The sequence below is a fragment of the Blautia sp. AM47-4 genome (assembly GCF_003479865.1).
In the GTDB taxonomy this organism is placed as follows: domain Bacteria; phylum Bacillota; class Clostridia; order Lachnospirales; family Lachnospiraceae; genus Fusicatenibacter; species Fusicatenibacter saccharivorans.
The window spans coordinates 63,652-86,466 of the sequence record NZ_QUHY01000014.1; the positions used below are offsets into that span (position 1 = coordinate 63,652).

Here is a 22,815-nt window from a genome sequence, read left to right on the forward strand (position 1 = left end):
GCCGCGGACGAACCGAATCGTCTGCGGCGGCGTTTTGTATGCATGTTCTGCACTTATGCCAGATGCCAGATATCCTCGTTGTACTGTGCAATGGTACGGTCGGAGGAGAAGAAGCCTGCTTTTGCGATGTTGATCAGGCACTTCTTGTTCCATGCATCTTTGTTCTCGTAGTCTTTGTATACTCTTTCTTTTGTCTTGATGTACTCTTTCAGGTCGAGCAGCGTCATGAACCAGTCTTTGTTCAAGATCTCTTTGTAGAGTCTCTCCAGGCAAACCTTGTCGCCGATAGCAAGAAGCTCATCGCTGACGATGAAATCAACCAGCTTTGCAATCTCCGGATCTTCGTCATAGATGTCTTTTGAGCAGTAAGCAGCATCTGCGTACAGGTCGATGACATCCTGCGGTTTCTTTCCGAAGATGTAGATGTTCTCTTTTCCGACAAGATCGCCAATCTCAACGTTTGCACCGTCTTCTGTTCCAAGCGTCAGGGCACCGTTCAGCATGAATTTCATGTTTCCGGTTCCGGAAGCCTCTTTGGATGCCAGGGAGATCTGCTCGGAGATATCTGCTGCCGGGATCACCTTTGCAGCTTTTGATACGTTGTAGTTCTCAAGCATAATCACTTTGAAGTACGGGCTTACCTCAGGATCGTTATCAATCAGCTCCTGCAGGCACAGGATCAGATGGATGATATCTTTTGCGATGATATAAGCCGGTGCAGCCTTTGCACCGAATACCATGGTGATCGGGGTTTTCGGCTTGTTGCCGCTCTTGATATCCATGTATTTGTAAATAGCGTACAGGGCGTTCATCTGCTGGCGTTTGTACTCATGAAGACGTTTTACCTGTACATCGATGATGGAATTTTCATCCAGCGCGATATTCTGTGTCTCATACAGGAACTGTTTGAGATCCAGTTTGCGGTTGTGTTTGATCTCCTCAAGTTTTGCAAGAACCTTCTTGTTGTCTTTGTATTTGAGCAGTTTTTCCAGCTCGTCGGCATCTTTTTTGAATCCCGGTCCGATCAGGCTCTCGATATACTGTGCCAGTTCACGGTTGCAGTGCAGCAGCCAGCGGCGGAAAGTGATTCCGTTTGTCTTGTTGTTGAATTTCTCCGGATAAATATCGTAGAACGGTTTCAGCTCGGAGTTTTTCAGGATCTCGGTGTGCAGTGCTGCAACGCCGTTAACAGAAAATCCGTAGTGGATATCCATGTGTGCCATGTGGACGCGCTGATCCTTGTCGATGATCGCTACTTTCTCATCTTTGTATTTCTTCTTTGCCTGTGCGTCCAGCTCGTGGATAATCGGCATCAGGTGCGGAACAACCTCCTCGAGGTAATCGATCGGCCATTTTTCCAGTGCCTCTGCCAGGATGGTGTGGTTGGTGTAAGCACAGGTCTTGCTTACAACATCGATGGCTTCCTGCATGGTAAAGCCTCTCTCCTGCAGCAGACGGATCAGCTCCGGAATGACCATGGACGGATGAGTATCGTTGATCTGGATCACAACGTGATCATACAGCTTATGCAGATCGTAGCCCTTCTGCTCGCACTCCATCAGGATGAACTGTGCGCCGTTGCTGACCATGAAATACTGCTGGTAGATACGAAGCAGCTGTCCGGCACGGTCGCTGTCATCCGGGTAGAGGAACAGTGTCAGGTTTTTCTGGATCTGATGCTTGTCAAAGTTGATGCTGTCTGATGGAACGATACTCTCGTCTACCGTATCTACATCGAACAGATGCAGACGGTTACAGCCATTGTTGTAACCCGGTACGTCGATATCATACAGGGTAGAATGCATCGTGAAGTTTTTATACGGAACTGCAAAGGATACCGGCTGTCTGACGAGCCAGCTCTCATTTGTGATCCATGGATTTTTCACTTCTTTCTGTTTGTGGTCGACCAGAAGCTGGCGGAACAGACCGAAGTGATAATTAAGGCCGATACCGTCTCCCGGCAGGCCAAGCGTTGCGATAGAATCAAGGAAGCATGCTGCCAGACGGCCGAGACCTCCGTTTCCAAGGGACGGCTCCATTTCCATCTCCTCGATCTCGGTCAGCTCTCTTCCGTGAGCTGCAAGTGCTTTTTCAACTTCCTCGTACATGCCAAGGTTAATCAGGTTATTGGACAGCAGTTTTCCGATCAGAAACTCTGCTGAAATATAATACAGCTTCTTACTTCCGGTGTTTCTTTTGCGACCTGCCATCTCCTGTTTGGTGATAACCATCAGGCTTCAAAGATTTCGCTCTTTGTGCAGTTGTCCAGATCTCTTCCAAAACGCTCTTTTAAGATTGCCTGAATTCTTTCTTCCATTTTTTTCTCCTCGTATTGCTGTGGATAAATTCCCACAGTGTCATTTAGTTGCGCTGCCATTCCGGATTTCCTGCAATTGGCAGCTTTCACAGTTCCATTCAAAGCTTTTCCCTGAATGGGACGGTTCACTTCTGAATCACTTTTTGGGGCAGCGAAACAGCAAATATTTTACTGCTGCGCGATCCGCGACTTCGTAGATTCCCTTACGACGAGTTCCCCATCGTATACTTTGCTGCAGGGTTCTTCTTTTCCTGAAATTAAGGAAAACAGCATCTTCGCCGTCTCTGCGGCAAGCTGCTCCACCGGCTGACGGATCGTTGTGATACTGGGTATATAATACTCTCCCGCATCAATTCCGTCAAATCCGGCAACGGAAATATCATCCGGCACGGTAAGCCCGGCCTCTTTTAAGGCACGGCACGCACCGATTGCCAGCGTATCCGCGGTGGCATACAGCGCGGAAAACTCCGTCTTTTTTTCCAGAATTTCTTTTGTTATCTTGTACCCTGTGGCGAAAGAATACGTGTCGTCCTTCGTCATATGAAATACCAGATCAGGGTCATAAGGTATCCCATGATCCAGTAAAGCCTGGCGGTACGCATTCAGACGGAGGCGTCCGATACTGATGTCGTCCTCGCAGGCGGTAATGATGGCAATGCGCCGGTGCCCGAGACCACAGAGATAATCTACCATCTTATAGCTTTCCCTGTAGTCATCGACCGATACGCTCGCGCACGGTTTTCCTCCGTCTGAAACCGCCCCGATTGTACTGATCACGTACGGAACCGGGATCTGCGCCATTTTCTCATGCGGATGCGTAAAGTTTCCGCCGAGGAAAATGATGCCGCGCAGCCGTTTTTCTTTGACGATCTCGATCGCGGAGTCTACCTCATTTGCCTTTTCCTCTACTCGCTCAATAATGCAGGCGTATTTCTTTTTTCGCACAACCTCTTCAATCACACTGATCATGTTGTTGAAGAACATGTTGTCCATGCCTTTTACCAGAATGGCAATCGCTTTGGCATTCGACCGCTTCAGGTTTCTGGCACTGTTGTTCGGTACGTAATTCGATTCGGCAATCACCTTTAAGATCATCTCTTTTGTTTCCGGATTGATGTCCGGATGATTGTTCATCGCTCTCGATACGGTACTCACGCCTACCTTACATTTGCGGGCAATGTCCCTGATTGTTACCTGTTCCATATTCTGCAGGCCTCTCCTTTAAACTCTGTACCTGTTCTGCCGGAATCTCTTCCGGCTTGTTTCCCCGGCCTGTTTTGCTTTCTTTCCAGCGCGTGTTTTTATTTTGTAATACGTGCTGTAATCTGTGTCAGCCGATGAATTCTCTTGGCCAGCTCCGGTGTAAACTGTCCCGGAAGCAGGCGCCATTTCCAGTTATTTCCAAGTGTAGACGGATAGTTAATTCTCGCCTCCGTTCCAAGACCTAAAAATTCCTGCATCGGAGTGACAGCCAGATTTGCCACGCTCTCCATTGACATGCGAATGAAATCCCACGGGAGTTCCTCGTCGGTACTCTTTGCATTTCCCATATACTCTTTGGAGAATTCGCGGTCTTCCTCACTCATGACATAATACCATCCAAGAATGGTATCATTGTCGTGTGTTCCGGTGTAGACAACACAGTTTCTCTCGTAATTGTGCGGCAGATAATCACTCTCCTCACGGGAGTCAAAAGCAAACTGCAGCACCTTCATACCCGGATAGCCGGATTCTTTCACCATTTCGATCACGCTCTCGGTAAGATATCCCAGGTCTTCTGCGATGACATCCACATCGCCGAGCTTTTCTTTGACGGTGTTGAACAGATCCATGCCCGGTCCTTTTTCCCAGTGGCCGCGCTCTGCCGTCTGATCACCGAACGGGATGGAATAATATTCATCAAATCCGCGGAAATGGTCGATGCGGACAGTATCGTACAGTTTAAACACGTGAGCCAGACGTAACAGCCACCATGCATAACCTGTGCTCTTATGATAGTCCCATTTGTATAACGGGTTGCCCCAGAGCTGTCCGGTTGCGGAGAACGCATCCGGCGGGCATCCGGCAACTGCTTTTGGCTGGTTGTCCTCATCAAACTGGAACAGAACCGGATTTGCCCAGGTATCGGCACTGTCAAATGCAACATAAATCGGAATATCACCGATGATACGGATACCCTTTTCATTTGCGTATGCCTTCAGTGCTTTCCACTGTTTCAGGAATATAAACTGCTGGAATTTGTAAAATGCAATCTCCTCGGCAAGTTCTTCCCGTTTCTGATTCAGTGCTGCTTCTTCTCTGTCCTTTAATTCTGCCGGCCACTCACTCCAGCTGATTCCGCCGAGTGCATCCTTAATCGCCATATACAGCGCATAATCTTCCAGCCAGTAACCATTTTCCGATACAAATGCATCATATACGTCATCTGCCGCAAATCTTTCAAATGCTTTTCTGAGTACTTTGAAACGGGACAGATAAATCTTTTCGTAATCAATATACTCTGCATTGTCGCCGAAATCGCACGCATCACACTCTTCTTCTGTCAGAAGTCCCTCTTTTACCAGGGTCTCCAGATCAATAAAATATGGATTTCCTGCAAAAGTAGAGAACGACTGGTACGGCGAATCTCCATATCCCGTCGGTCCAAGTGGAAGAATCTGCCAGTAGCTCTGGCCGGCCTCCTCCAGGCGATCCACAAATTCATATGCTTCTTTCGAAAAACATCCGATTCCATATCGGGACGGCAGCGAAGCTACCGGAAGTAAAATACCACTTGCTCTCATTTTTTAACCCTTTCTCCTTGTCGTTTTTTCTATCCATCCGACCCCACAAATACATAATTCCTGTTCACGGATACGCAGCAAATTTTAACTTATGCAACCCCTATAGCCAGCTCATTTTGTTTCGTAAAACAGGGCTGTCGGTATCTCGTCTGTATTTCCGGAAACGGTGTCGGTAACGTTTCCGGAACTCGTTATATTTACAATACCATACTCTGCATCAAAAAACAACCCCCAACCCCCTTATCATATTTACCAAATATTGAATACTCTGTTTATTCAAAACAACGAATTTGCATTTTTATAACGATACAAGCCATACATAAAAAGACAGCATGCGGGGACGGAACCGCTTTGGGCACTTAAAAATCATGAATTTTTCAAGCCTCCCATATAGGTTCTGTCCCCGCATGCTGTCTTTTGCGTTATCTGTTTTTCACTTAAAACTCCAGAATTATCTTTGTTCCGGTTCCAAGCGTACTCTCAATTTTAATCTTCGCATCATGAAGAATCGCTCCATGCTTCACAATGGAAAGTCCAAGTCCCGTACCTCCCGTTTCACGGGAATGACTCTTATCTACACGATAGAACCGTTCAAAGATCCGCTCCTGATCTTCCTTTGCAATTCCGATTCCGGTATCTGCCACAGATACCACTGCCCGTCCGTTTCTTCCGCGGGAAACCGTCACTTCGACCTCACCGTCCCTGCGGTTGTACTTGATCGCATTGTCGCAGAGATTGTAGATCATCTCATAAAGAACCTGCCGTGCACCTTTGATCCGGCAGCTCTCTCCTCTCAGTGTCATCTTCACCTGCTGCTCCTTTGCCCGTATGGAAAGATGTCCCTCGACATCACGGCAGATCTGCATCAGATCCACTTCCTCCATCGGGATCGACTGGTCGTTCTCGTCCAGTCTGGACAGCTTGATAATATCCTCGACAAGAGAGCTTAACCTGCTCGCCTCACTGTGGATTCTTCCCGCAAATTTTGGAATATCCTCCGGTTTCACCATGTTATTTTCTATGATCTCCGCATATCCGGAAATTGACATCAGTGGTGTTTTCAGCTCATGTGACACATTGGCAGAAAACTCACGGCGCATCACCTCCGCTTTCTGTTTTTCTGTCACATCCAGCACCAGGATGACCGCACCGGATACAACACGGTCCACACGCACCGGATTTGCAAGAAGCTGATAGACTCTTCCATTTATCTCCAGCATCCGTTCCTCGGAACTGCCCTCCAGCGCATGATCCAGTGCCTCCTTCAGCTGCTCGTTGCGGCTGACTGTCACGATATTGTGGTTAATGCACTCCTCCGCTGTCACATCAAACAGATTCTGTGCCGAACGGTTGATGGAAAGTACGACCGACTGGTTTGTCACGATCAGACCATCCTTCATATATTCCGTGATGGCAAGATACTCCTCCTGATTATGGCGGAGCTCCTCCATCTGCTGCTGAATCTGCTTCTGCTGCTGATGAATTCTTCCAAGCAGCGGACTCAATTCCTCATACGCTTTGTTGTCCAGCGGATGATTCAGATCAATCTCATTGATCGGCTTTACAAGCGCCTTTGTCATATGGCTGACCATCAGCAGCTCCACGACAAGAACTGCCGCAATCAGCACAGCCACAAGCCATATATTCCGCAGCATCACACCGAACACACTGTCTGTTGTCAGGGAAACACGGATGATTTTTCCATTGTCCAGGCGCAATGCCGTATAATATGTTTTGCTCCGCAGGGTCTCGGAATAACGGGAAATATTGCTTTCCCCGGTCTTTTCCGCCTCAATCACCTCCGGCCGCCCGGAATGGTTTCCCATCATGTTCTCATCCTCGACCGAATCAAACAGAACGGTTCCGTCCGTGTCAATCAGGGTAACCCGGCTTGCCGTAATCTTGCCGGCCGGTTTATCCAGACTGTCATCACCCATCTTGTCCAGAAAATACCTGTAATACTCACATTCATTTCTCACCGAAACACGAAGCTGCTCCGCCGTATTGTTGTACATTGCCCAGCTCATGGTGAAAAAAGTCAGGATAATCGCAGCGATAATCAACGCTCCCGCATGTTGAAAGACTTTTTTACGCATCTTACTTTCTCAGCCTCCTATCCGGTATCCCACGCCGCGGACCGTCTCGATCAGCTCGCCGCATTCGCCCAGCTTCTGGCGGAGTGTACGCACATGAACGTCTACCGTACGGGTTTCTCCGTCAAAATCATAGCCCCAGACATGGCCGAGCAGACGGTCTCTCGTAAGGACAATTCCTTTATTTTCCATTAAAAATTTCAGCAGTTCAAACTCTTTTAAGGTCAGGGTAACCTTCTCCCCTTTGGCCAGAACCTGATGCTGTTTCACCTGGATCTGCAGATCCCCGGTCTCCAGCACATCGTTTTCCTTCTCTTCTTTTCCGGCACGGCGCAGCACGGCACGTACCCTTGCGATAAATTCCATCATGCCGAACGGCTTGGTAATATAGTCATCGGCTCCGCAGTCAAGGCCCATGACCTTATCATACTCAGCGCCCTTTGCCGTTACCATAATGACCGGAATTTCCTTTGTTACTTCCGATGCCTTGAGGCGTGAAAGAATTTCAAGACCATCCTCTCCCGGAAGCATGATATCCAGGAGAATCAGATCCGGAAGCTGTTCTGCAATAGCTGCATTCAGCTCTTTTCCGCTTTCCAGGCCTCTTGCGGTAAAACCGCTCGATTCCAGTGTGTATACGATCAGTTCCCGTATATTTCTTTCATCTTCCACGCAGTAGATCATCTGTTATTCCCCTTTATGGTGACCGTTAATGGAGTACACAACCCATTCCGCAATGTTTGTTGCATGGTCACCGATTCTTTCATAATATTTTGCAATCATCAGATAGTCCAGAGACTGGACATCTGTGGTAATTCCCTTTCGCATACCCTGCAGAATTTCATCCTTGACCTCATCAAAAAGATCATCCACGATATCATCGAAATCGATAACCTCCCGTGCAAGCTTCAGATCCTGCTTAACGTATGCATCGATGCATTTTGTTACCATAGAAGCTGTTGCTTTCGCCATATCCTTCAGACGGATGCTTGCATCCGGCACACCAAGACTCGTTACTTTTACGATATCCGCAATATCCGCTGCCTGGTCTCCGATCCGCTCCATATCGGTAATCATTTTTAATGCCGCAGATACCTGGCGCAGATCACGTGCTACCGGCTGCTGCTGTAAAATGATGCGGAAGCAGAGATCCTCGATCTCCCGTTCTTTCGCATCGACAACCTGGTCTTTTTTGATAATCTCTTCTGCCGCTCTCTGGTTTCCCTCCAGCAGAACCTCATATGTCCGTCCGATTGCCTGCTCGCAGAGTGCGCCAAGCTCAATCAGCTCCGTGTGCAGAATTTCCATCTGCTGCTCAAATCTTTCCCTCATATCAGCCAAACCTCCCTGTAATGTAATCCTCTGTCCGTTTATCCTTCGGCATGGAGAAGATCTGTTCGGTCTCTCCGTATTCTACTACCTCGCCTAACAGGAAAAATGCGGTTTTGTCGGAAATTCTGGCTGCCTGCTGCATATTGTGTGTTACCATGACAATAGTATAATCTTTTTTCAGTTCTACCGCAAGATCTTCGATTTTGGAAGTAGAAATCGGATCCAGTGCTGAGGTTGGTTCGTCCATCAGAAGAACCTCCGGCTGTACAGCAAGGGCACGCGCAATGCAAAGACGCTGCTGCTGTCCGCCGGACATGCCAAGTGCGCTTTTCTTCAAACGATCTTTCACCTCATCCCAGATTGCTGCCTGTCGAAGAGACTGTTCCACAATGTCATCCAGCTTCGCTTTGGAACGGACACCATGAGTTCTCGGTCCGTAGGCGATGTTGTCGTAAATGCTCATCGGGAATGGATTTGGCTTCTGAAATACCATACCGACCCGTTTGCGGAGTCCGTTGACATCCATTTTCCCGCCGTAGATGTTTTCTCCGTCCAGCAACATTTCACCGGTGATCCGGCAGCCCGGAACGAGATCATTCATTCTGTTGATGGATTTTAACAGGGTCGATTTACCACAGCCGGAAGGTCCGATAAAAGCCGTCACCTCATTGGCATCAATGCTCAGATTGATATTTTTTAAGGCATGAAAGTCTCCGTAATAAAGATCCATATTGGATACATCTATTTTACTCATGTTTTTTCCTCGTCTCTCTTTTATTTCTTTACAATTTTCTTCGCAATCATTCCGGAACAGCCATTGATCAGAAGGACGATCAGCATCAGGATGACGCCGGTTGCATACATCTGATTCATATAGAGGCCTTCACTGGAAAGTGCATACATATGAACGGCAAGGGTACGGCCGGAATCCATAAGGCCTGCCACCTTTGCAATCGTTCCTGCTGTGAAAAGAAGTGCTGCCGTCTCTCCTACGACACGGCCTGTCGCAAGAATGACACCGGAAAGAATGCCGGGTACGGCAGATGGAAGAACAATTTTAAAAATCGTACGAAGCTTTCCGGCTCCCAATCCAAAGCTTGCTTCCCGATAAGAATCCGGAACCGATTTTAAGGCTTCTTCTGCTGTTCGCATAATCAGCGGAAGAATCATGATGGCAAGGGTACAGGCACCGGACATCATCGAGTATCCCATTTTCAGGGTTTTCGTAAAAAACAGCATACCAAACAAACCGTAAACGATCGACGGAATACCGGAAAGGGTCTCTGCCGTAATCCGGATCAGGCCAACCAGTTTTCCGCGTTTATTGGCATATTCAACCAGATAAATCGCCGAGAAAATGCCGAGGGGCGCAGCAAGCAGCAGGGAAAGTACTGTCATCGTAACAGTGTTGATGATCGCCGGAAGCATCGTAACATTCTCTGTATTATAGGTCCAGGCAAACTGCTCCAGTGTCAGGTTTTTCACGCCACGAATCAGAATGAATCCAACCAGGAAAACCAGAACGGCAAGTGCAAGAATAGCTGCTCCCCAGGTAATTCCGGTCAGCACGGAGGAAAAAACACTTTTGTGATACGTAACCTTTGTTCTTTCTTTTTCTTTTGTATTTATTTTTACAGCTTCCATTGTATTTACAGCTCCATTTCCTTTAATCACCATAATGTACCCTCCGGTTCAGCATAGACACCGATAAATTGATCAGCAGGATAAAGACAAACAGCACAACACCCGTTGCAATCAGCGCTTCCCGGTGAAGTCCGGATGCATATCCCATCTCCAGTACAATATTGGCTGTCATGGTACGAAGGCCTTCTGTGATTCCTTTTGGCATACGAGGTTGGTTTCCGGCAATCATAATCACTGCCATCGTCTCTCCGATGGCGCGTCCGATGCCAAGAACGATGCCGGCCAGGATTCCGGATTTTGCCGCCGGGACAACTGCAAAGAAAACGCTCTGGGAATGCGTTGCACCAAGGCCAAGGCTTGCTTCATAGTAGGATTCCGGAACGCTTGTAATGGCGGATTCTGTTACACCGACCACGGTCGGAAGAATCATAACGGCCAGAAGAATAGATGCCGTCAGCATTGTGTTTCCGTTTTTGCCTGTCAGCTGTGCCATCAACGGGACGATCACAACCAGTCCGAAAAATCCATATACGATAGACGGAATACCGGCCATCAGGTTAATACCTGATTTGCAGATGCCGTAAAACTTTTTCGGACAGTAACGGGAAAGAAACACCGAAGTAAGAATGGCAACCGGCACACCCATCAGGATTGCAAGGCCGGTCACGCAGATACTGCCGACAATCATCGGCAGGATACCGAAAATGTTGTTTCCCGGTTTCCACACGGTACCGGTCAAAAATTTCAGCGGTCCGATTTTAAAAATGGCAGGAACGCCATTCATGAACAGGAAAATGCAGATCAGTGCAACAGCCAGTACGGAGCAGCATGCCGCAATCAGGAATACAAGTTTCATGATCGTTTCTCTTAGTTTCATAAGATAAATCCTTTCCTTTCATTGTTTCGCGGAGCGTGTTTGAAAAAGACTTTCGTTTTTTCTTACGAACTGCTTTTTCAAGCACGTTCCGAAAGACAGCTTCTTTTTCTGAACATTTTCGGATACGGAAGTAAGAGCGATTTTCCATTGTTCGCCCTTACTTCTTTTTCCATTGCTTTATACATTCTTTATTTTACATCTGCCCAGTCGGTTGTGTCGCCAACATAGATGCTCTTTACCTGATCGCTGGTCAGCCCGTCGGTCGGGTTCTCTTTGTTTACAATGACAGCAATACCGTCGGTTGCGATTACGGTTGCGGTAAGCCCTGAGGATTTCTCCTCATCCTTTAAGTCACGGGATGCCATACCGATGTCGCAGAGACCGTCGCTTGCGGAAGTGATACCTGTTGTGGAATCGCTCTGCTGTACTTCGATGTTAGCGTTTGAATTTACTTTTGTATAAGCCTCTTTTAATTTTTCCATCAGTGGTGTTACAGAGGAAGATCCTGCTACCACAACCTTTTCACCGCTGCAGTTTCCTTCGTAGGCTTTGGTATCTTTGATTGCAATATATCCGTCATCTGAAACAACCTGCTGTCCGTCGGTGCTTAAGATGTAGTCCATGAAATCCTGCGCATCTGCGGAAAGACCGTCTTTTGTTACAATGTTGAACGGACGGCTTACTTTATAGGAACCGTTTTCTACGTTCTCTGCGCTTGCCTCTGCTCCGTCGATTTTCAGTGCTTTGACTTCATCATTTAAGGATCCAAGAGAGATATAACCGATTGCGTACTGGTTACCTGCCACTGTGCTCATCATAACGGAAGTATTGTTGGTGATCTGTGCATCAACGGTGGTGTTGTCTACTTTCTCACCTGCATCGTTTTTCTCTTCTACACCGAACAGCTCGATGAATGCACCTCTGGTACCAGAACCATCCTCACGGGAGATCACGCTGATCTGTCCGGAGAAATCTCCGCCTGCTGCGGTGCTGTCACCGTCTGTGCTGCCATCTGTCTCTGCTGCAGAAGCCTCTTTTGTAGTGTCTGCTGTGGAAGAACTGCTGCTGTCGCTGCTTCCACATCCTGCAAACATTCCTGCAGCCATCATTGCGGTTAAGGTGATTGCAATTACTTTTCTCTTCATAATATTCTTTTCTCCTCTTTTCACACGGGATTTTTGTGATTTCTATTTTGTAAAATCGCAATCCCGACGTTTTTTACATTTCGTTTTTACAGGTTTCATCATAACAACGGCGTGTAAAATGCAAAATCTCAGAGATGTTAAGTTTATGTAAAACATGAGTTTTTTCTTTTTTACATTCCATTTTTCCGGTCGTAAACCGCTCCGTCACATCTCTCGCAAGTGGCACATTTTTTCCGCGCAGTGCAATCCTGCCCAAAGGATCTTTTTCTCCGCAGGAAATTCCAACAAGATTTCCCATAGAAAAAAAGGCTCCCCGGAATACTCTTTTTTCAGAGTATCGGGGAGCCTTTTTCTAAAGCATATGCAAAAGCGGATATTCGCAATCCTCTTATTCCGTCACCGGCACGTCAAGCTTTTCGGACGCTTCTTTTAACAGGTCAATGATCGGCAGATGCTGCGGGCATACACTCTCACACTGACCGCACTGCACGCAGTCTTCTGCTTTTCCCGATGTTTCCAGCAGCTTTTTATAATAATTTTTCGCGCGGTCTTCTTCTCCATACAGGCGGATGGTATTCAATGCCTTGAATACATCTGGAATCGCGATTCCCATCGGACATCCGTCGCAACAGTAACGACAGGCGGTACATGGAACTGCCGGACTCTTTTTCAGCGCTTCCTGTGCTTTGGCGATCACTGCTTTTTCTTCCTCATTTAACGGTACAAAATTTCGGAAGGTTTTGATATTATCCTCCATCTGTTCCTCGTTTGACATACCGGAGAGCACGGTTGCAACACCCGGGAGAGAAGCCGCAAAGCGGAGTGCCCAGGACGCAATTGATGCATCCGGATGAACGCGTTTCATCTCTGCTTCAATCTCTTTGCCTGCTGATGCAAGGGAACCGCCCTTTACCGGCTCCATAACAAGGAACGGCATATCGTATTTCCGAAGCACCTCATACAGACGTCCGGACTGGATCAGCGGATTGTCCCAGTCAGCATAGTTCATCTGGATCTGGACAATTTCGACCTCCGGATGCTCGGAGAGAATCTTGTCAAGCAGCTCCGGCGTTCCGTGGAAGGAGAAACCAAAGTGTTTGATCAATCCCTCTTCTTTTTTCTTCTTGGCCCAGTTGAAACAGTCGTATTTCACATAGCCTTCATAGTTTGCGCCGTCTTCTACGCTATGCAGCAGGTAATAATCAAAGTAGCCTGCTCCGGTGCGCGCGAGCTGATCGTTGAAAATGCGGTCACGACCTTCGATGCCCTCGTCCATCATCCACTGCGGGAGTTTTGTCGTCAGAGTAAAACTTTCTCTCGGATGACGCTCTACCAGCGCTTTTTTCACGATACTCTCCGATTTTCCGCCGCAGTACATATAGGCGGTGTCAAAATAGTTCATTCCGGAGGCAAGGTACGCATCGACCATTTTACAGATCTGCTCCAGATCCAGTTTTCCGTCCTTCTCCGGAAGGCGCATCATGCCAAATCCTAATTTCGGCATTTTTGTTACATCTACACTCATGATAAAATCCCCTTTCTTTCCGCGGAAACCTTCGTTTCCTCAGTATTGTTGAGAAAATTGTAGCATTAAAGTATACTTGAAAGTCAATAGTTTTTTTTATTTTCGTCAAAATTTTTCTTTGACTTTTTCCGTTTCCGGTGGTATTCTGATAAAAAATTATGATTACAAAAGGAGTAGCACTATGATCTGGAAAAACCAGTTTCTTCACCTCACAAATGGCGATGTTTCAGCTGTTTATGGGGATAGTGCGCTCTTTTTTAAGTAAACTTCACTTTTTGAGTTCTTAAAATTCTATAGAAAACGCACATATCTCCCAATCAAAATTTTACTATATTTTGACAAGGAGATTTTTTTATGTCTGAGAAAACTATCAGAAAACAAATACGAACTTTATATCTTATGACCACGGTCGGCTATTTTCAGATTGCGGCGGCTTCGTGGATTGCACTGCTCGCACTCCGCGGATTTTCGCTGTTGCAGATCGGGATGCTCGAAAGTATTTTCCATATCGTGAGCCTCTGCTTTGAACTCCCCTCCGGTATTGTCGCCGATGTCTTCGGGCGGCGGAAAACGCTGATTGCAAGTCAGATAGCCTCCCTGATTTCCGGTACGCTGATGATTTTTTCCACCGGCTTTGCCACAACGGCGCTTGCTCTCGGATGCAGTGCGCTCAGCTATAACCTTGCATCCGGCACACGGGAGGCACTTGCGTATGACAGTCTGAAGCAGAACGGGAACGAAGGATTTTATGCCCGTTTTTCTTCTACTGAAATGATGCTGTACCGTATCACCAATTCCACCGCAACGCTCTGCGCAGGTCTTGCCCTGTGGCTGGGATACCGACGCGCATATGCGATTGATCTCTTCTTCGGGCTGATTGCGCTTGGCGTTTCATTCCACCTTGTGGAAATAAAAACGGACGAAACACCAGTCCATTATCCTGTTGGACAGGAAATCGTTTCGGTTGTACAGGAAAGCTGGCAGTTTCTTGTCTGTGAGAAAAAAGCAAGAAATATTATGCTGGTGAACGCACTCATCGGTGCCGTTTCTACGCTGGTTCTCTTCTTTTTACAGGCGAAGCTGCCACTCACCGGCATGAACAGCGCGCTGCTTGGACCTGCCCTCTTCGTGATGGGACTCGGCGCGGCACTGGGATCGCGGATGACGGCATACTTTCACAAATACCGCTACCGCGCGATTCTGCTGTTTGGCACGATCGGTGTACTTTTCGCCTTTCTTATGAGCTTTACCGGACTGCCGGCCCTTATGGTCTTCGGCGGATTTATCGGATCCTTTTCCGATGATTTTCTTGAAGTCCGGACCGATATTCTGCTCAATGACATGATCCCGTCCAGGCAGCGGGCGACGCTGATGTCGGTGAACTCGTTTGTCTTTTCTATGATTATGATCGTCCTTTCCACCGTATTTGGATGGATCATGTGATCGTCAAAAATTTACTTACATTGAAAAAAACGCTCATCAGTTTTTTGCTGATGAGCGTTTTTTTCAAAAAATGATCAAACACCGCCGCTCCCTGCCAGAGCGCCGTCCGGGGTCTGCGGGGGTGTGCTTCCCCCTCCACATTCCCCACCACTTTTTCTTTCTTCAACCACTTCCAGACATCGCCATACACGCGGTACTTCTCTTTCTCATTCAGTATTTCATGCCGCATTCCCGGATACAGCTTTCCTCTGACATTGCGGTACCCGATCAGCCGCATATGGTCAATGGATTTTTTAAAGCGCCGCACATTCACATAACACGGATCATCCCCGCCGGACAAAAACAGCACCGGCAGCTTCCGGTTTGTGCAATGCCATCCATGGAATCCATACGTCTCCTTCAGCAGGTCATTCAGCGCAAAAAAAGCATCATCCGAAAACGTAAAGCCACAGAGTGGGTTTTCTTCATACTCCCGCACCACCTCCGGGTCCGAACAGCACCAGGCGAACCGGCTCTTCTCATCCGCAAACCGCGCCGCAAACGATCCAAACGACATCGCCTCCAGAAGATTGCTCCGATGCTCATCCCCGAGCACCGCCGCTTCTGCGTGTCCTACAGCCGCACCCAGCGGCCGCAGATAATTCTTGCTCGGTGAACCACACACAATCAACGCATCCAGCTCCCTATCATGCTCCTTCGCATACGTGCGCACAACCAGGGATCCCATACTGTGTCCCATCAGAATAAACGGCAGATCCGGGTACTCTTTTTTTGCCCATACCGTAACCTGAAACAGATCCTCCACAAGCCCTGCGCCGCCTGCGCCGTACATAAATCCGAGATCCTGCTCCGACTTCACACTCTTTCCGTGCCCGCGGTGATCATGAATCACACACACTACACCGTGTTCCGCCATAAACTCCATAAACGGCAGATACCGCTCCTTGTATTCGCTCATTCCATGGCTGAGCTGCAGAAGCGCCGTCCGCTGTACGCCCTCCTCCGGCTCCACCACAAGCCCGTCAAGCATCAGTCCATCCACCTTCGACTGAATCGTAAAACCTCTTTGCATTGCACCTTCCCCTTTCTTCCAGAACGATGCCGAACTGCCCGAAATTCTAAACCTCCGTGTCCTCCGAAATTTCCGGTGGAACCGCAAACGACAATGTAATCCGATCGTAGCACTCCTCGCACAGATCAAACTCATGCTTTTCCAGGTCCTTCCCGGAAAAGTACCCCCACGTCGTGTCGACCGAGCAGATCCCCTCCAGCAGCATTCCATTCTGTATTTTCATGCTTTTTCCGCAGCAGTTACACACCGCCGCTTCCAGCTCATTTGTGTTTTTGTTGTATTTCCGCATTTTTCTTCCTCCCGTGTATCAAAAAACGTTTCTTTCTTCGTTCCTGACACAAAACAGAAATCAGATTCTCCTGTGTCCTGTCGATTGTAACACATCTTTCCCGCCATTCCTACTGGGAATGAAAGGAAAGTCCTGTGCGTTAAATGCGTATACAATAACAATTTCTCTCTACCTCTTCGGAACCGATTCATCCGTCCGGCTCATCAGCACCGCATCCTCCTTCGGAAGATCGTAGTACCCCTTCCTGAGGCCGTCCTGCACAAAGCCAAGACTCTCATACAGATTCCGCGCCGGCGTATTGCTAAGGCGCACATCCAGATGAATCACGCGCACCTTTCTCTCCTGCATCCGATGGAACAGTTCCTCCATCAGCGCGCGTCCGATTCCGCGCCGTCTCGCCTTTTCTGCCACGCAGACATTCGTAATCTCGCTCTCATCAAACGAAATCAGAATTCCGAGATATCCTAAAATTTCGCCGTCCTCCTCCGCAACGAGAAACAGTGCGTCGTCACGGATCAGAAAGGTAAAAAATCCGGTTTCTGTCCACGGAATCGAAAAATTTGCCTCCTCAATCGGCATCACCTGCTCCAGATCGTCGATCTGCATTTCCCGGATTGTGATCATTCGCTCTTCTCTCCGTTTTTCTGTTTTTTCAGCACATCGGCGTGTTTGATGGATTCCCGCTCCGCTCTTTCACGCTCCGCCTGCGATTTTCTCAGGTATTCCGGCTCATGCTCCTCGGCCGTCTGAATCTTTCCTTCTTTATAATAAACCTCAGCCAGTGCTGCGACTGCGGCCGCTCTCTGGCGGTTCACGTGCGCCGGTGCAAACGAAAACGGAATTGTAAGAAGCTCCTGCAATTTTTCCCGGTAAACCGCAACGCCGTCCCCCAGGAAAATAACCTCATGGTCAAGACAATTCAGGCCCTCAGCCAGTGCCTCAATGCTCATCGTATCCTGTTCCCAGACCGTATCGAGACGATGATCCGTGTAGCAGTAAACTCCGGTATAGACCTGGTTTCTTCTCGCATCCATGATCGGGCAGACAAATTTGTCAGTATCCCAGATATTGTACGCGATTGCCGCCGTCGTTGGAATGGAAATCAGTGGTTTTTCAAGTGCCAGACCAAGTCCCTTGGCTGTTGCAGAACCGATGCGAAGACCGGTAAACGAGCCCGGACCTCCGGCAACTGCAATCGCATCGATCGTCGAAAGATCCAGCTCTGTCATGTTCGAGATTTCATCCAGCATCGGAAGCAGAGTCTGGGAATGTGTTTTTTTATAATTTACGGTGTATTCCGCAAGCAGTGTGTCATTTTCAACAACAGCCACCGAAGCCACCAGGCCGGAGCTGTCCAGTGCAAGTATTTTCATAGTTTTTTATTTCCTTTCCGATATTTCCTTCCTGTGCAACTCATTTTGGCAGTCTGCCGGAAACAGGAATCTTTACGATTTCCTTTTGTTTTTCCACCACATTCAGGATTTTTTTTCTTTTATTCCACCGTAATTTTCCGGTAATCAAACCCTTTTTCGAGGTCTTTTTCTATCGTAATCGAAATCGCACCCTCCGGGATCAGCTCTTCAATCAGTTCTGCCCATTCGATCAGGCAGACACCCTCACCGAAAAAATAATCATCGTATCCGATTTCTTCCATTTCTTCTATATCACCGATCCGGTAAACATCGAAATGATAAAATGGCAGACGTCCTTCCGTATATTCCTGAATAATGGTAAATGTGGGACTGTTGACTGCCTCTGTGATGCCAAGTCCTTTTGCAAAGCCCTGCGTCAGAACGGTTTTTCCAACACCAAGGTCTCCGTTTAATGTATAAATCTGGCCAGGCTTCGCCGCTTTTCCCAGCTTTTCGCCAAGGGCAAGCGTCTCCGACGCAGAATTTGTTTCTATGATCATATGCTTTCTTCTCCTCTTTTTCTGCCTATCATTTTAACACAAACAAAAAGGTAATACAACCGCAGAACGAAACCGCTTTTCCTTGTGCTTTTCCTTGCTTTTTCTATCTGTTTTCGCTATACTATGTATCAGAGTTTCGCGGCCCAAAAACGTCCCACTCCTGTTTTTTCGGCCCGGAAAACGCGGTAAAACACGCTCTGCGCTTTTGTCCGCGTAAATCAAAAAGGAAAGAGATCAAAACTGTTATGCTGACTGTAATGAAATTTGGCGGAAGCTCCGTCGCAGATCTTGCGCACATCCGCAATGTAGCACAGCGCTGCATCGAAAAACAGCAGGCCGGAAGCCAGGTCGTTGTCGTTCTCTCCGCGATGGGAAAAACGACGGACGGACTGATTGCAACCGCAAAACAGATTACGGAAAAACCGTCCCGCCGCGAGATGGATATGCTTCTTGCCACCGGTGAACAGGTTTCCGTTTCCCTGATGGCCATAACCATGATTCAGATGGGCGTCAGTGCTGTTTCTTTAAATGCCTGGCAGGTACCGATGCACACGACCTCCGATTATCAGAACGCGCGCTTCAAACGGATCGACACCGAGCGCATCCGTAAAGAGCTGGATGACAACAAAATTGTCATTGTCACCGGCTTTCAGGGGATCAACAAATACGATGATATCACAACGCTCGGACGCGGCGGCTCCGATACGACTGCGGTTGCCCTCGCTGCAGAGCTGCACGCGGATGTCTGTGAAATCTACACGGATGTAGACGGCGTCTACACCGCAGATCCGCGGATTGTACCGAATGCGCGCAAAATGGAAGAGGTAACTTACGATGAAATGCTGGAGATGGCTTCGCTCGGCGCAAAAGTCCTTCACAGCAGATGCGTGGAAATCGCAAAAAAATACGGCGTGGAACTTCTGGTCTGCTCCAGTCTGAACCGGAATTCCGGAACGATGGTAAGGGAGAAAACCAAAATGGAAAAAATGTTAATCAGCGGCGTGGCTGCCGACAAAAATGTGGCAAAAATCCGTGTTGCAGGCCTTGGCAACGATCCGGAGAGCACGTTCCGCCTCTTAAATTTACTGGATCGGAACAATCTGAACATCGATGTCATGATCCAGTCACTCGGAAAGGACGGCACAAAGTCCGTTTCCTTTACCGTTGCAAAGCCGGATATGCTGCGCACGATCGATGTGCTGAACGACAATAAGGATTCGCTCGGCATCAAAAAGCTGGATTATGATGAGAACGTGGCAAAGATTTCCGTCATCGGAGCCGGTGTCCGCTCCCATTCGGGCGTGGCTGCCAAAATGTTCGGCGCGCTCGCCAATGCAGGAATCAATACCGAGATGATTACCACCTCAGAAATCCGCATCACTGCCCTGATCGACGAAGCATACGCAGATCAGGCAATGCGTGCGATCCATGAGACATTCCTGGAGCGTGTCTGAAAAAGGGGGGACCCCTTTGATACCAGATTGCTGCGTGCTTTGCACTCCAGCAATCATCAAAACATTCGTAATCCGCCCATTTTTCTTCGAAAAATGGCTGCTTACGTCTTATCAAGAAATCGTTTAAAAATCAGGAGGAAAACAATGATGTCTAACCCAATCGTTACAATTACTATGGAAAACGGCGATGTGATGAAAGCAGAGCTTTACCCGGAAATCGCCCCGAACACCGTAAACAACTTCATCAGTCTGGTAAAAAAAGGCTTCTATGACGGCCTGATCTTCCACCGCGTCATCCCGGGATTCATGATCCAGGGCGGAGATCCTGCAGGCACAGGCGCCGGCGGCCCGGATTACTGCATCAAGGGTGAGTTCTCCCAGAACGGATTTGAGAACAACCTCGCACACACCCCAGGCGTTCTCTCCATGGCACGTACCATGTTCCCGGACAGCGCAGGAAGCCAGTTCTTCATCATGCACAAAGCTGCTCCGCATCTGGACGGCGCATACGCTGCTTTCGGAAAAGTAACAGAAGGCCTGGAAGTCGTAGATAAAATCGCATCTGTCAACACCGACTACAGCGACAAACCGCTGCAGCCGCAGAGAATGGCTACCGTTACCGTTGAGACCTTCGGCGTCGAGTATCCGGAACCGGAGAAATGCTAAGGATGAACGATGAACTGATGTTAGTTGAACCGTCGGAGGAATACTTCGCCGAGCTCGCCGCCTACCGGAACGATTTTCTGGAAAACAGCGATTCCATGGACGCTGCGGACCGCTTCGCCGGTTTGATGATATGAAGGCGTATCTTGAAGATACCATGCGGTATACCAGAGAGGAGACTCTGCCGGAGGGCATGGTTCTCGCAACACAGTTTCTGTGCATCCGCAAATCAGACAACCGCCTTGTCGGCATGATTCAGGTGCGCCACTACCTGAACGATTTTCTGCGCACCTTTGGCGGCCATATCGGCTACTCCGTCCGCCCGTCGGAACGCAGAAAAGGCTATGCCTCCTGGATGCTGAAAAATGTGCAGCCGTACTGCAAAAGCCTCGGCCTTTCCGAAATTCTGGTCTGCTGCCTGGATACCAACGAGGGAAGCCGCAGAACGATCCTGAAAAATGGCGGCCGGTTCGACGGCACCGCTTATCGTGCCGATGAAAACAAAACACTGGAGCGTTACTGGTTCACCCTGTGATTTTTAATCTTCCATTTCGCATAGCTCTGAATAGTTTCACAAATTTTTCTTGACATCCATGTCATTTCACTTTATAATTTGGAACTGCAAGCGAACAATTCTGTTCTTATGCAAAATATATGCCCCTGGTAAAAAACCGACGGACAGGCAGGGGTAGTTGCCGAGCGTGGTTAAGAGCCACATTATTGATTGCGTTAAAAGCGCAAATTTTATGAGTTGATTACTTTATAATCGATGCTCTACGACGAGCACATCATCTTATGAAACGGTCAATAAGAGTACGTGACTATATATTTCTGCATAGGAAAACAGGGAGAAGCCTGGATTTTTGTCCATCCCCTGAAGTTTGCACAATACGATCATGTATAAATTTCGATTTTTAGACAGATGATGCACGTCATCTGTTCTTTTTCGTGCTTATAGCCAAAGATGAACCCAACACCATTTTCTGAAAAAGGAGAACCAAACAATGTCAAAAGTTATGATCATCGGATGCGGCGGTGTTGCATCCGTAGCCATTCACAAATGCTGCCAGAACAGTGAAGTATTTTCTGAAATTATGATTGCAAGCCGCACCCTTTCCAAGTGCGATGCTTTAAAAGAAAAGCTGGCTCCGACCACAAAAACCATTATCACAACAGCAAAGGTGGATGCCGACTGCACAGAAGAATTAATCGCCTTAATCAAACAGTATCAGCCGGATGCCGTATTAAATCTGGCTCTTCCTTATCAGGATCTTACCATTATGGATGCCTGCCTCGCATGTAAGGTTCCTTACATCGATACTGCAAATTACGAAGCAGAAAATACAGATGATCCGGCATGGCGCGCAATCTACGAAAAGAGATGCGAAGAGCTTGGCTTTTCCGCCTACTTTGATTATTCCTGGCAGTGGGCTTATATGGACCGTTTCAAGGAAGCCGGCATCACCGGTCTTCTCGGAACCGGCTTTGACCCGGGCGTCACCAGCGTTTTTGCAGCCTATGCACAGAAACACTATTTCGATGAAATTCACACGATTGATATTCTGGACTGCAACGGCGGCGACCACGGATATCCGTTTGCAACCAACTTCAATCCGGAAATCAACCTCCGCGAGGTATCCGCTCCCGGCTCTTACTGGGAAAACGGCCACTGGGTAGAAATTCCGCCAATGTCGATCAAACGGGAATATAACTTCGATGAGGTAGGCGAGAAGGATATGTACCTTCTTCACCATGAAGAAATTGAGGCTCTTGCAAAAAATATCCCGGGCGTAAAAAGAATCCGCTTCTTCATGACCTTCGGCCAGAGCTATCTGACCCATATGAAATGTCTGGAAAATGTAGGACTTCTCTCCACCACTCCGATTACCTTCAACGGACAGCAGATTGTACCGATCCAGTTTTTAAAAGAGCTTCTTCCGGATCCTTCCACTCTTGGTCCGCGCACCGTGGGTAAAACCAACATCGGCTGTATTTTTACCGGTATCAAGGACGGAAAAGAAAGAAGCATTTACATTTACAATGTCTGTGACCACCAGGAATGCTACCGGGAAGTAGAGTCTCAGGCAATCTCCTACACCACCGGCGTTCCGGCTATGATCGGAACCATGATGGTCGTGAACGGCCTCTGGAACAAGCCGGGTGTCTACACCACAGATGAATTCGATCCGGATCCGTATATGGAAGCACTCAACAAGTGGGGTCTTCCGTGGAAGGTCGTAGAAAATCCTGTTTTAGTAGATTAAGC

The 22,815-nt window shown here is 48.1% G+C and carries 20 protein-coding genes and 1 pseudogene; 5 read left to right on the plus strand and 16 right to left on the minus strand.

The window, feature by feature from the left end; all coding sequences use genetic code 11:
- Positions 1 to 53: 53 nt before the first annotated feature.
- From DW965_RS10735 to DW965_RS10790, 11 genes and pseudogenes are all read right to left on the minus strand, one after another.
- Positions 54 to 2,317 (minus strand): annotated as a pseudogene (locus DW965_RS10735) (glycogen/starch/alpha-glucan phosphorylase).
- Positions 2,318 to 2,485: 168 nt separating this feature from the next.
- Positions 2,486 to 3,520, minus strand: a complete 1,035-nt coding sequence (locus DW965_RS10740; protein WP_117802081.1) for a LacI family DNA-binding transcriptional regulator — start codon at positions 3,518 to 3,520, stop codon at positions 2,486 to 2,488.
- 98 nt (positions 3,521 to 3,618) lie between these two features.
- The gene (gene malQ / locus DW965_RS10745; protein WP_119198384.1) at positions 3,619 to 5,100 is read right to left on the minus strand and encodes a 4-alpha-glucanotransferase; all 1,482 of its coding nucleotides are present in this window, start codon (positions 5,098 to 5,100) and stop codon (positions 3,619 to 3,621) included.
- 437 nt (positions 5,101 to 5,537) lie between these two features.
- Positions 5,538 to 7,196 carry a sensor histidine kinase gene (locus DW965_RS10750; protein WP_118719240.1) on the minus strand — a complete coding sequence of 553 codons (1,659 nt, stop codon included), beginning with the start codon at positions 7,194 to 7,196 and terminating at the stop codon, positions 5,538 to 5,540.
- A 9-nt stretch (positions 7,197 to 7,205) separates the two neighbouring features.
- A complete protein-coding gene (locus DW965_RS10755) occupies positions 7,206 to 7,877 on the minus strand; it encodes a winged helix-turn-helix domain-containing protein (RefSeq protein ID WP_022462258.1) in 672 nt (223 codons plus the stop codon).
- Between the two features lie 3 nt (positions 7,878 to 7,880).
- Positions 7,881 to 8,525: a phosphate signaling complex protein PhoU gene (gene phoU / locus DW965_RS10760; protein ID WP_022462257.1), complete on the minus strand. Its 645-nt coding sequence runs from the start codon at positions 8,523 to 8,525 to the stop codon at positions 7,881 to 7,883.
- Position 8,526: 1 nt separating this feature from the next.
- Positions 8,527 to 9,279 carry a phosphate ABC transporter ATP-binding protein PstB gene (gene pstB, locus DW965_RS10765; protein WP_022462256.1) on the minus strand — a complete coding sequence of 251 codons (753 nt, stop codon included), beginning with the start codon at positions 9,277 to 9,279 and terminating at the stop codon, positions 8,527 to 8,529.
- Positions 9,280 to 9,299: 20 nt separating this feature from the next.
- Positions 9,300 to 10,202: a phosphate ABC transporter permease PstA gene (gene pstA / locus DW965_RS10770; RefSeq protein WP_243036612.1), complete on the minus strand. Its 903-nt coding sequence runs from the start codon at positions 10,200 to 10,202 to the stop codon at positions 9,300 to 9,302.
- Positions 10,192 to 11,046: a phosphate ABC transporter permease subunit PstC gene (pstC, locus tag DW965_RS10775; protein WP_022462254.1), complete on the minus strand. Its 855-nt coding sequence runs from the start codon at positions 11,044 to 11,046 to the stop codon at positions 10,192 to 10,194. Before pstC ends, pstA begins: the two co-directional genes overlap by 11 nt.
- 188 nt (positions 11,047 to 11,234) lie before the next feature.
- A complete protein-coding gene (locus tag DW965_RS10780; protein WP_118595001.1) occupies positions 11,235 to 12,191 on the minus strand; it encodes a substrate-binding domain-containing protein in 957 nt (318 codons plus the stop codon).
- Positions 12,192 to 12,579: 388 nt separating this feature from the next.
- Complete coding sequence (locus DW965_RS10790) at positions 12,580 to 13,716, minus strand: aldo/keto reductase (RefSeq protein ID WP_243036613.1); 1,137 nt, start codon at positions 13,714 to 13,716, stop codon at positions 12,580 to 12,582.
- Positions 13,717 to 14,070: 354 nt separating this feature from the next.
- Here DW965_RS10790 and DW965_RS10795 point away from each other — a divergent pair, with 354 nt between their 5' ends.
- Positions 14,071 to 15,159, plus strand: a complete 1,089-nt coding sequence (locus DW965_RS10795) for an MFS transporter (protein WP_118659321.1) — start codon at positions 14,071 to 14,073, stop codon at positions 15,157 to 15,159.
- Here the strand turns inward: DW965_RS10795 and DW965_RS10800 are convergent.
- The 5 genes from DW965_RS10800 to tsaE form a co-directional block, all read right to left on the minus strand.
- Positions 15,152 to 16,231, minus strand: a complete 1,080-nt coding sequence (locus tag DW965_RS10800) for an alpha/beta fold hydrolase (RefSeq protein WP_119198385.1) — start codon at positions 16,229 to 16,231, stop codon at positions 15,152 to 15,154. The genes DW965_RS10795 and DW965_RS10800 overlap by 8 nt on opposite strands.
- 46 nt (positions 16,232 to 16,277) lie before the next feature.
- Positions 16,278 to 16,520, minus strand: a complete 243-nt coding sequence (locus DW965_RS10805; protein WP_022462249.1) for a hypothetical protein — start codon at positions 16,518 to 16,520, stop codon at positions 16,278 to 16,280.
- Positions 16,521 to 16,688: 168 nt separating this feature from the next.
- Positions 16,689 to 17,144: a ribosomal protein S18-alanine N-acetyltransferase gene (rimI, locus tag DW965_RS10810; RefSeq protein ID WP_118659320.1), complete on the minus strand. Its 456-nt coding sequence runs from the start codon at positions 17,142 to 17,144 to the stop codon at positions 16,689 to 16,691.
- Positions 17,141 to 17,893 (minus strand): tRNA (adenosine(37)-N6)-threonylcarbamoyltransferase complex dimerization subunit type 1 TsaB, encoded by a 753-nt coding sequence (gene tsaB, locus DW965_RS10815; RefSeq protein WP_118659319.1) that lies wholly within the window; start codon positions 17,891 to 17,893, stop codon positions 17,141 to 17,143. Before tsaB ends, rimI begins: the two co-directional genes overlap by 4 nt.
- Before the next feature lie 119 nt (positions 17,894 to 18,012).
- Positions 18,013 to 18,432: a tRNA (adenosine(37)-N6)-threonylcarbamoyltransferase complex ATPase subunit type 1 TsaE gene (gene tsaE, locus DW965_RS10820; RefSeq protein ID WP_022462246.1), complete on the minus strand. Its 420-nt coding sequence runs from the start codon at positions 18,430 to 18,432 to the stop codon at positions 18,013 to 18,015.
- A gap of 245 nt (positions 18,433 to 18,677) precedes the next feature.
- Between tsaE and DW965_RS10825 the strand changes: the two genes are divergently transcribed.
- The 4 genes from DW965_RS10825 to DW965_RS10840 all read left to right on the plus strand — a co-directional run bounded on the left by DW965_RS10825 (position 18,678) and on the right by DW965_RS10840 (position 22,813).
- The gene (locus tag DW965_RS10825) at positions 18,678 to 19,886 is read left to right on the plus strand and encodes an aspartate kinase (protein WP_022462245.1); all 1,209 of its coding nucleotides are present in this window, start codon (positions 18,678 to 18,680) and stop codon (positions 19,884 to 19,886) included.
- A gap of 147 nt (positions 19,887 to 20,033) precedes the next feature.
- Positions 20,034 to 20,552, plus strand: coding sequence for a peptidylprolyl isomerase (locus DW965_RS10830; RefSeq protein WP_055227969.1), 519 nt, complete (start codon positions 20,034 to 20,036; stop codon positions 20,550 to 20,552).
- A 130-nt stretch (positions 20,553 to 20,682) separates the two neighbouring features.
- The gene (locus tag DW965_RS10835) at positions 20,683 to 21,084 is read left to right on the plus strand and encodes a GNAT family N-acetyltransferase (protein WP_119198386.1); all 402 of its coding nucleotides are present in this window, start codon (positions 20,683 to 20,685) and stop codon (positions 21,082 to 21,084) included.
- 469 nt (positions 21,085 to 21,553) lie between these two features.
- Positions 21,554 to 22,813 (plus strand): saccharopine dehydrogenase family protein, encoded by a 1,260-nt coding sequence (locus DW965_RS10840; protein WP_022462242.1) that lies wholly within the window; start codon positions 21,554 to 21,556, stop codon positions 22,811 to 22,813.
- Positions 22,814 to 22,815 lie beyond the last annotated feature (2 nt).

Bases quoted from the DNA above. Each gene is read 5' to 3' on its own strand.
- DW965_RS10740 (WP_117802081.1), bottom strand. From the start codon at position 3,520: ATGGAACAGGTAACAATCAGGGACATTGCCCGCAAATGTAAGGTAGGC.
- malQ (WP_119198384.1), bottom strand. From the start codon at position 5,100: ATGAGAGCAAGTGGTATTTTACTTCCGGTAGCTTCGCTGCCGTCCCGA.
- DW965_RS10750 (WP_118719240.1), bottom strand. From the start codon at position 7,196: ATGCGTAAAAAAGTCTTTCAACATGCGGGAGCGTTGATTATCGCTGCG.
- DW965_RS10755 (WP_022462258.1), bottom strand. From the start codon at position 7,877: ATGATCTACTGCGTGGAAGATGAAAGAAATATACGGGAACTGATCGTA.
- phoU (WP_022462257.1), bottom strand. From the start codon at position 8,525: ATGAGGGAAAGATTTGAGCAGCAGATGGAAATTCTGCACACGGAGCTG.
- pstB (WP_022462256.1), bottom strand. From the start codon at position 9,279: ATGAGTAAAATAGATGTATCCAATATGGATCTTTATTACGGAGACTTT.
- pstA (WP_243036612.1), bottom strand. From the start codon at position 10,202: ATGGTGATTAAAGGAAATGGAGCTGTAAATACAATGGAAGCTGTAAAA.
- pstC (WP_022462254.1), bottom strand. From the start codon at position 11,046: ATGAAACTAAGAGAAACGATCATGAAACTTGTATTCCTGATTGCGGCA.
- DW965_RS10780 (WP_118595001.1), bottom strand. From the start codon at position 12,191: ATGAAGAGAAAAGTAATTGCAATCACCTTAACCGCAATGATGGCTGCA.
- DW965_RS10790 (WP_243036613.1), bottom strand. From the start codon at position 13,716: ATGAGTGTAGATGTAACAAAAATGCCGAAATTAGGATTTGGCATGATG.
- DW965_RS10795 (WP_118659321.1), top strand. From the start codon at position 14,071: ATGTCTGAGAAAACTATCAGAAAACAAATACGAACTTTATATCTTATG.
- DW965_RS10800 (WP_119198385.1), bottom strand. From the start codon at position 16,231: ATGCAAAGAGGTTTTACGATTCAGTCGAAGGTGGATGGACTGATGCTT.
- DW965_RS10805 (WP_022462249.1), bottom strand. From the start codon at position 16,520: ATGCGGAAATACAACAAAAACACAAATGAGCTGGAAGCGGCGGTGTGT.
- rimI (WP_118659320.1), bottom strand. From the start codon at position 17,144: ATGATCACAATCCGGGAAATGCAGATCGACGATCTGGAGCAGGTGATG.
- tsaB (WP_118659319.1), bottom strand. From the start codon at position 17,893: ATGAAAATACTTGCACTGGACAGCTCCGGCCTGGTGGCTTCGGTGGCT.
- tsaE (WP_022462246.1), bottom strand. From the start codon at position 18,432: ATGATCATAGAAACAAATTCTGCGTCGGAGACGCTTGCCCTTGGCGAA.
- DW965_RS10825 (WP_022462245.1), top strand. From the start codon at position 18,678: ATGCTGACTGTAATGAAATTTGGCGGAAGCTCCGTCGCAGATCTTGCG.
- DW965_RS10830 (WP_055227969.1), top strand. From the start codon at position 20,034: ATGTCTAACCCAATCGTTACAATTACTATGGAAAACGGCGATGTGATG.
- DW965_RS10835 (WP_119198386.1), top strand. From the start codon at position 20,683: ATGAAGGCGTATCTTGAAGATACCATGCGGTATACCAGAGAGGAGACT.
- DW965_RS10840 (WP_022462242.1), top strand. From the start codon at position 21,554: ATGTCAAAAGTTATGATCATCGGATGCGGCGGTGTTGCATCCGTAGCC.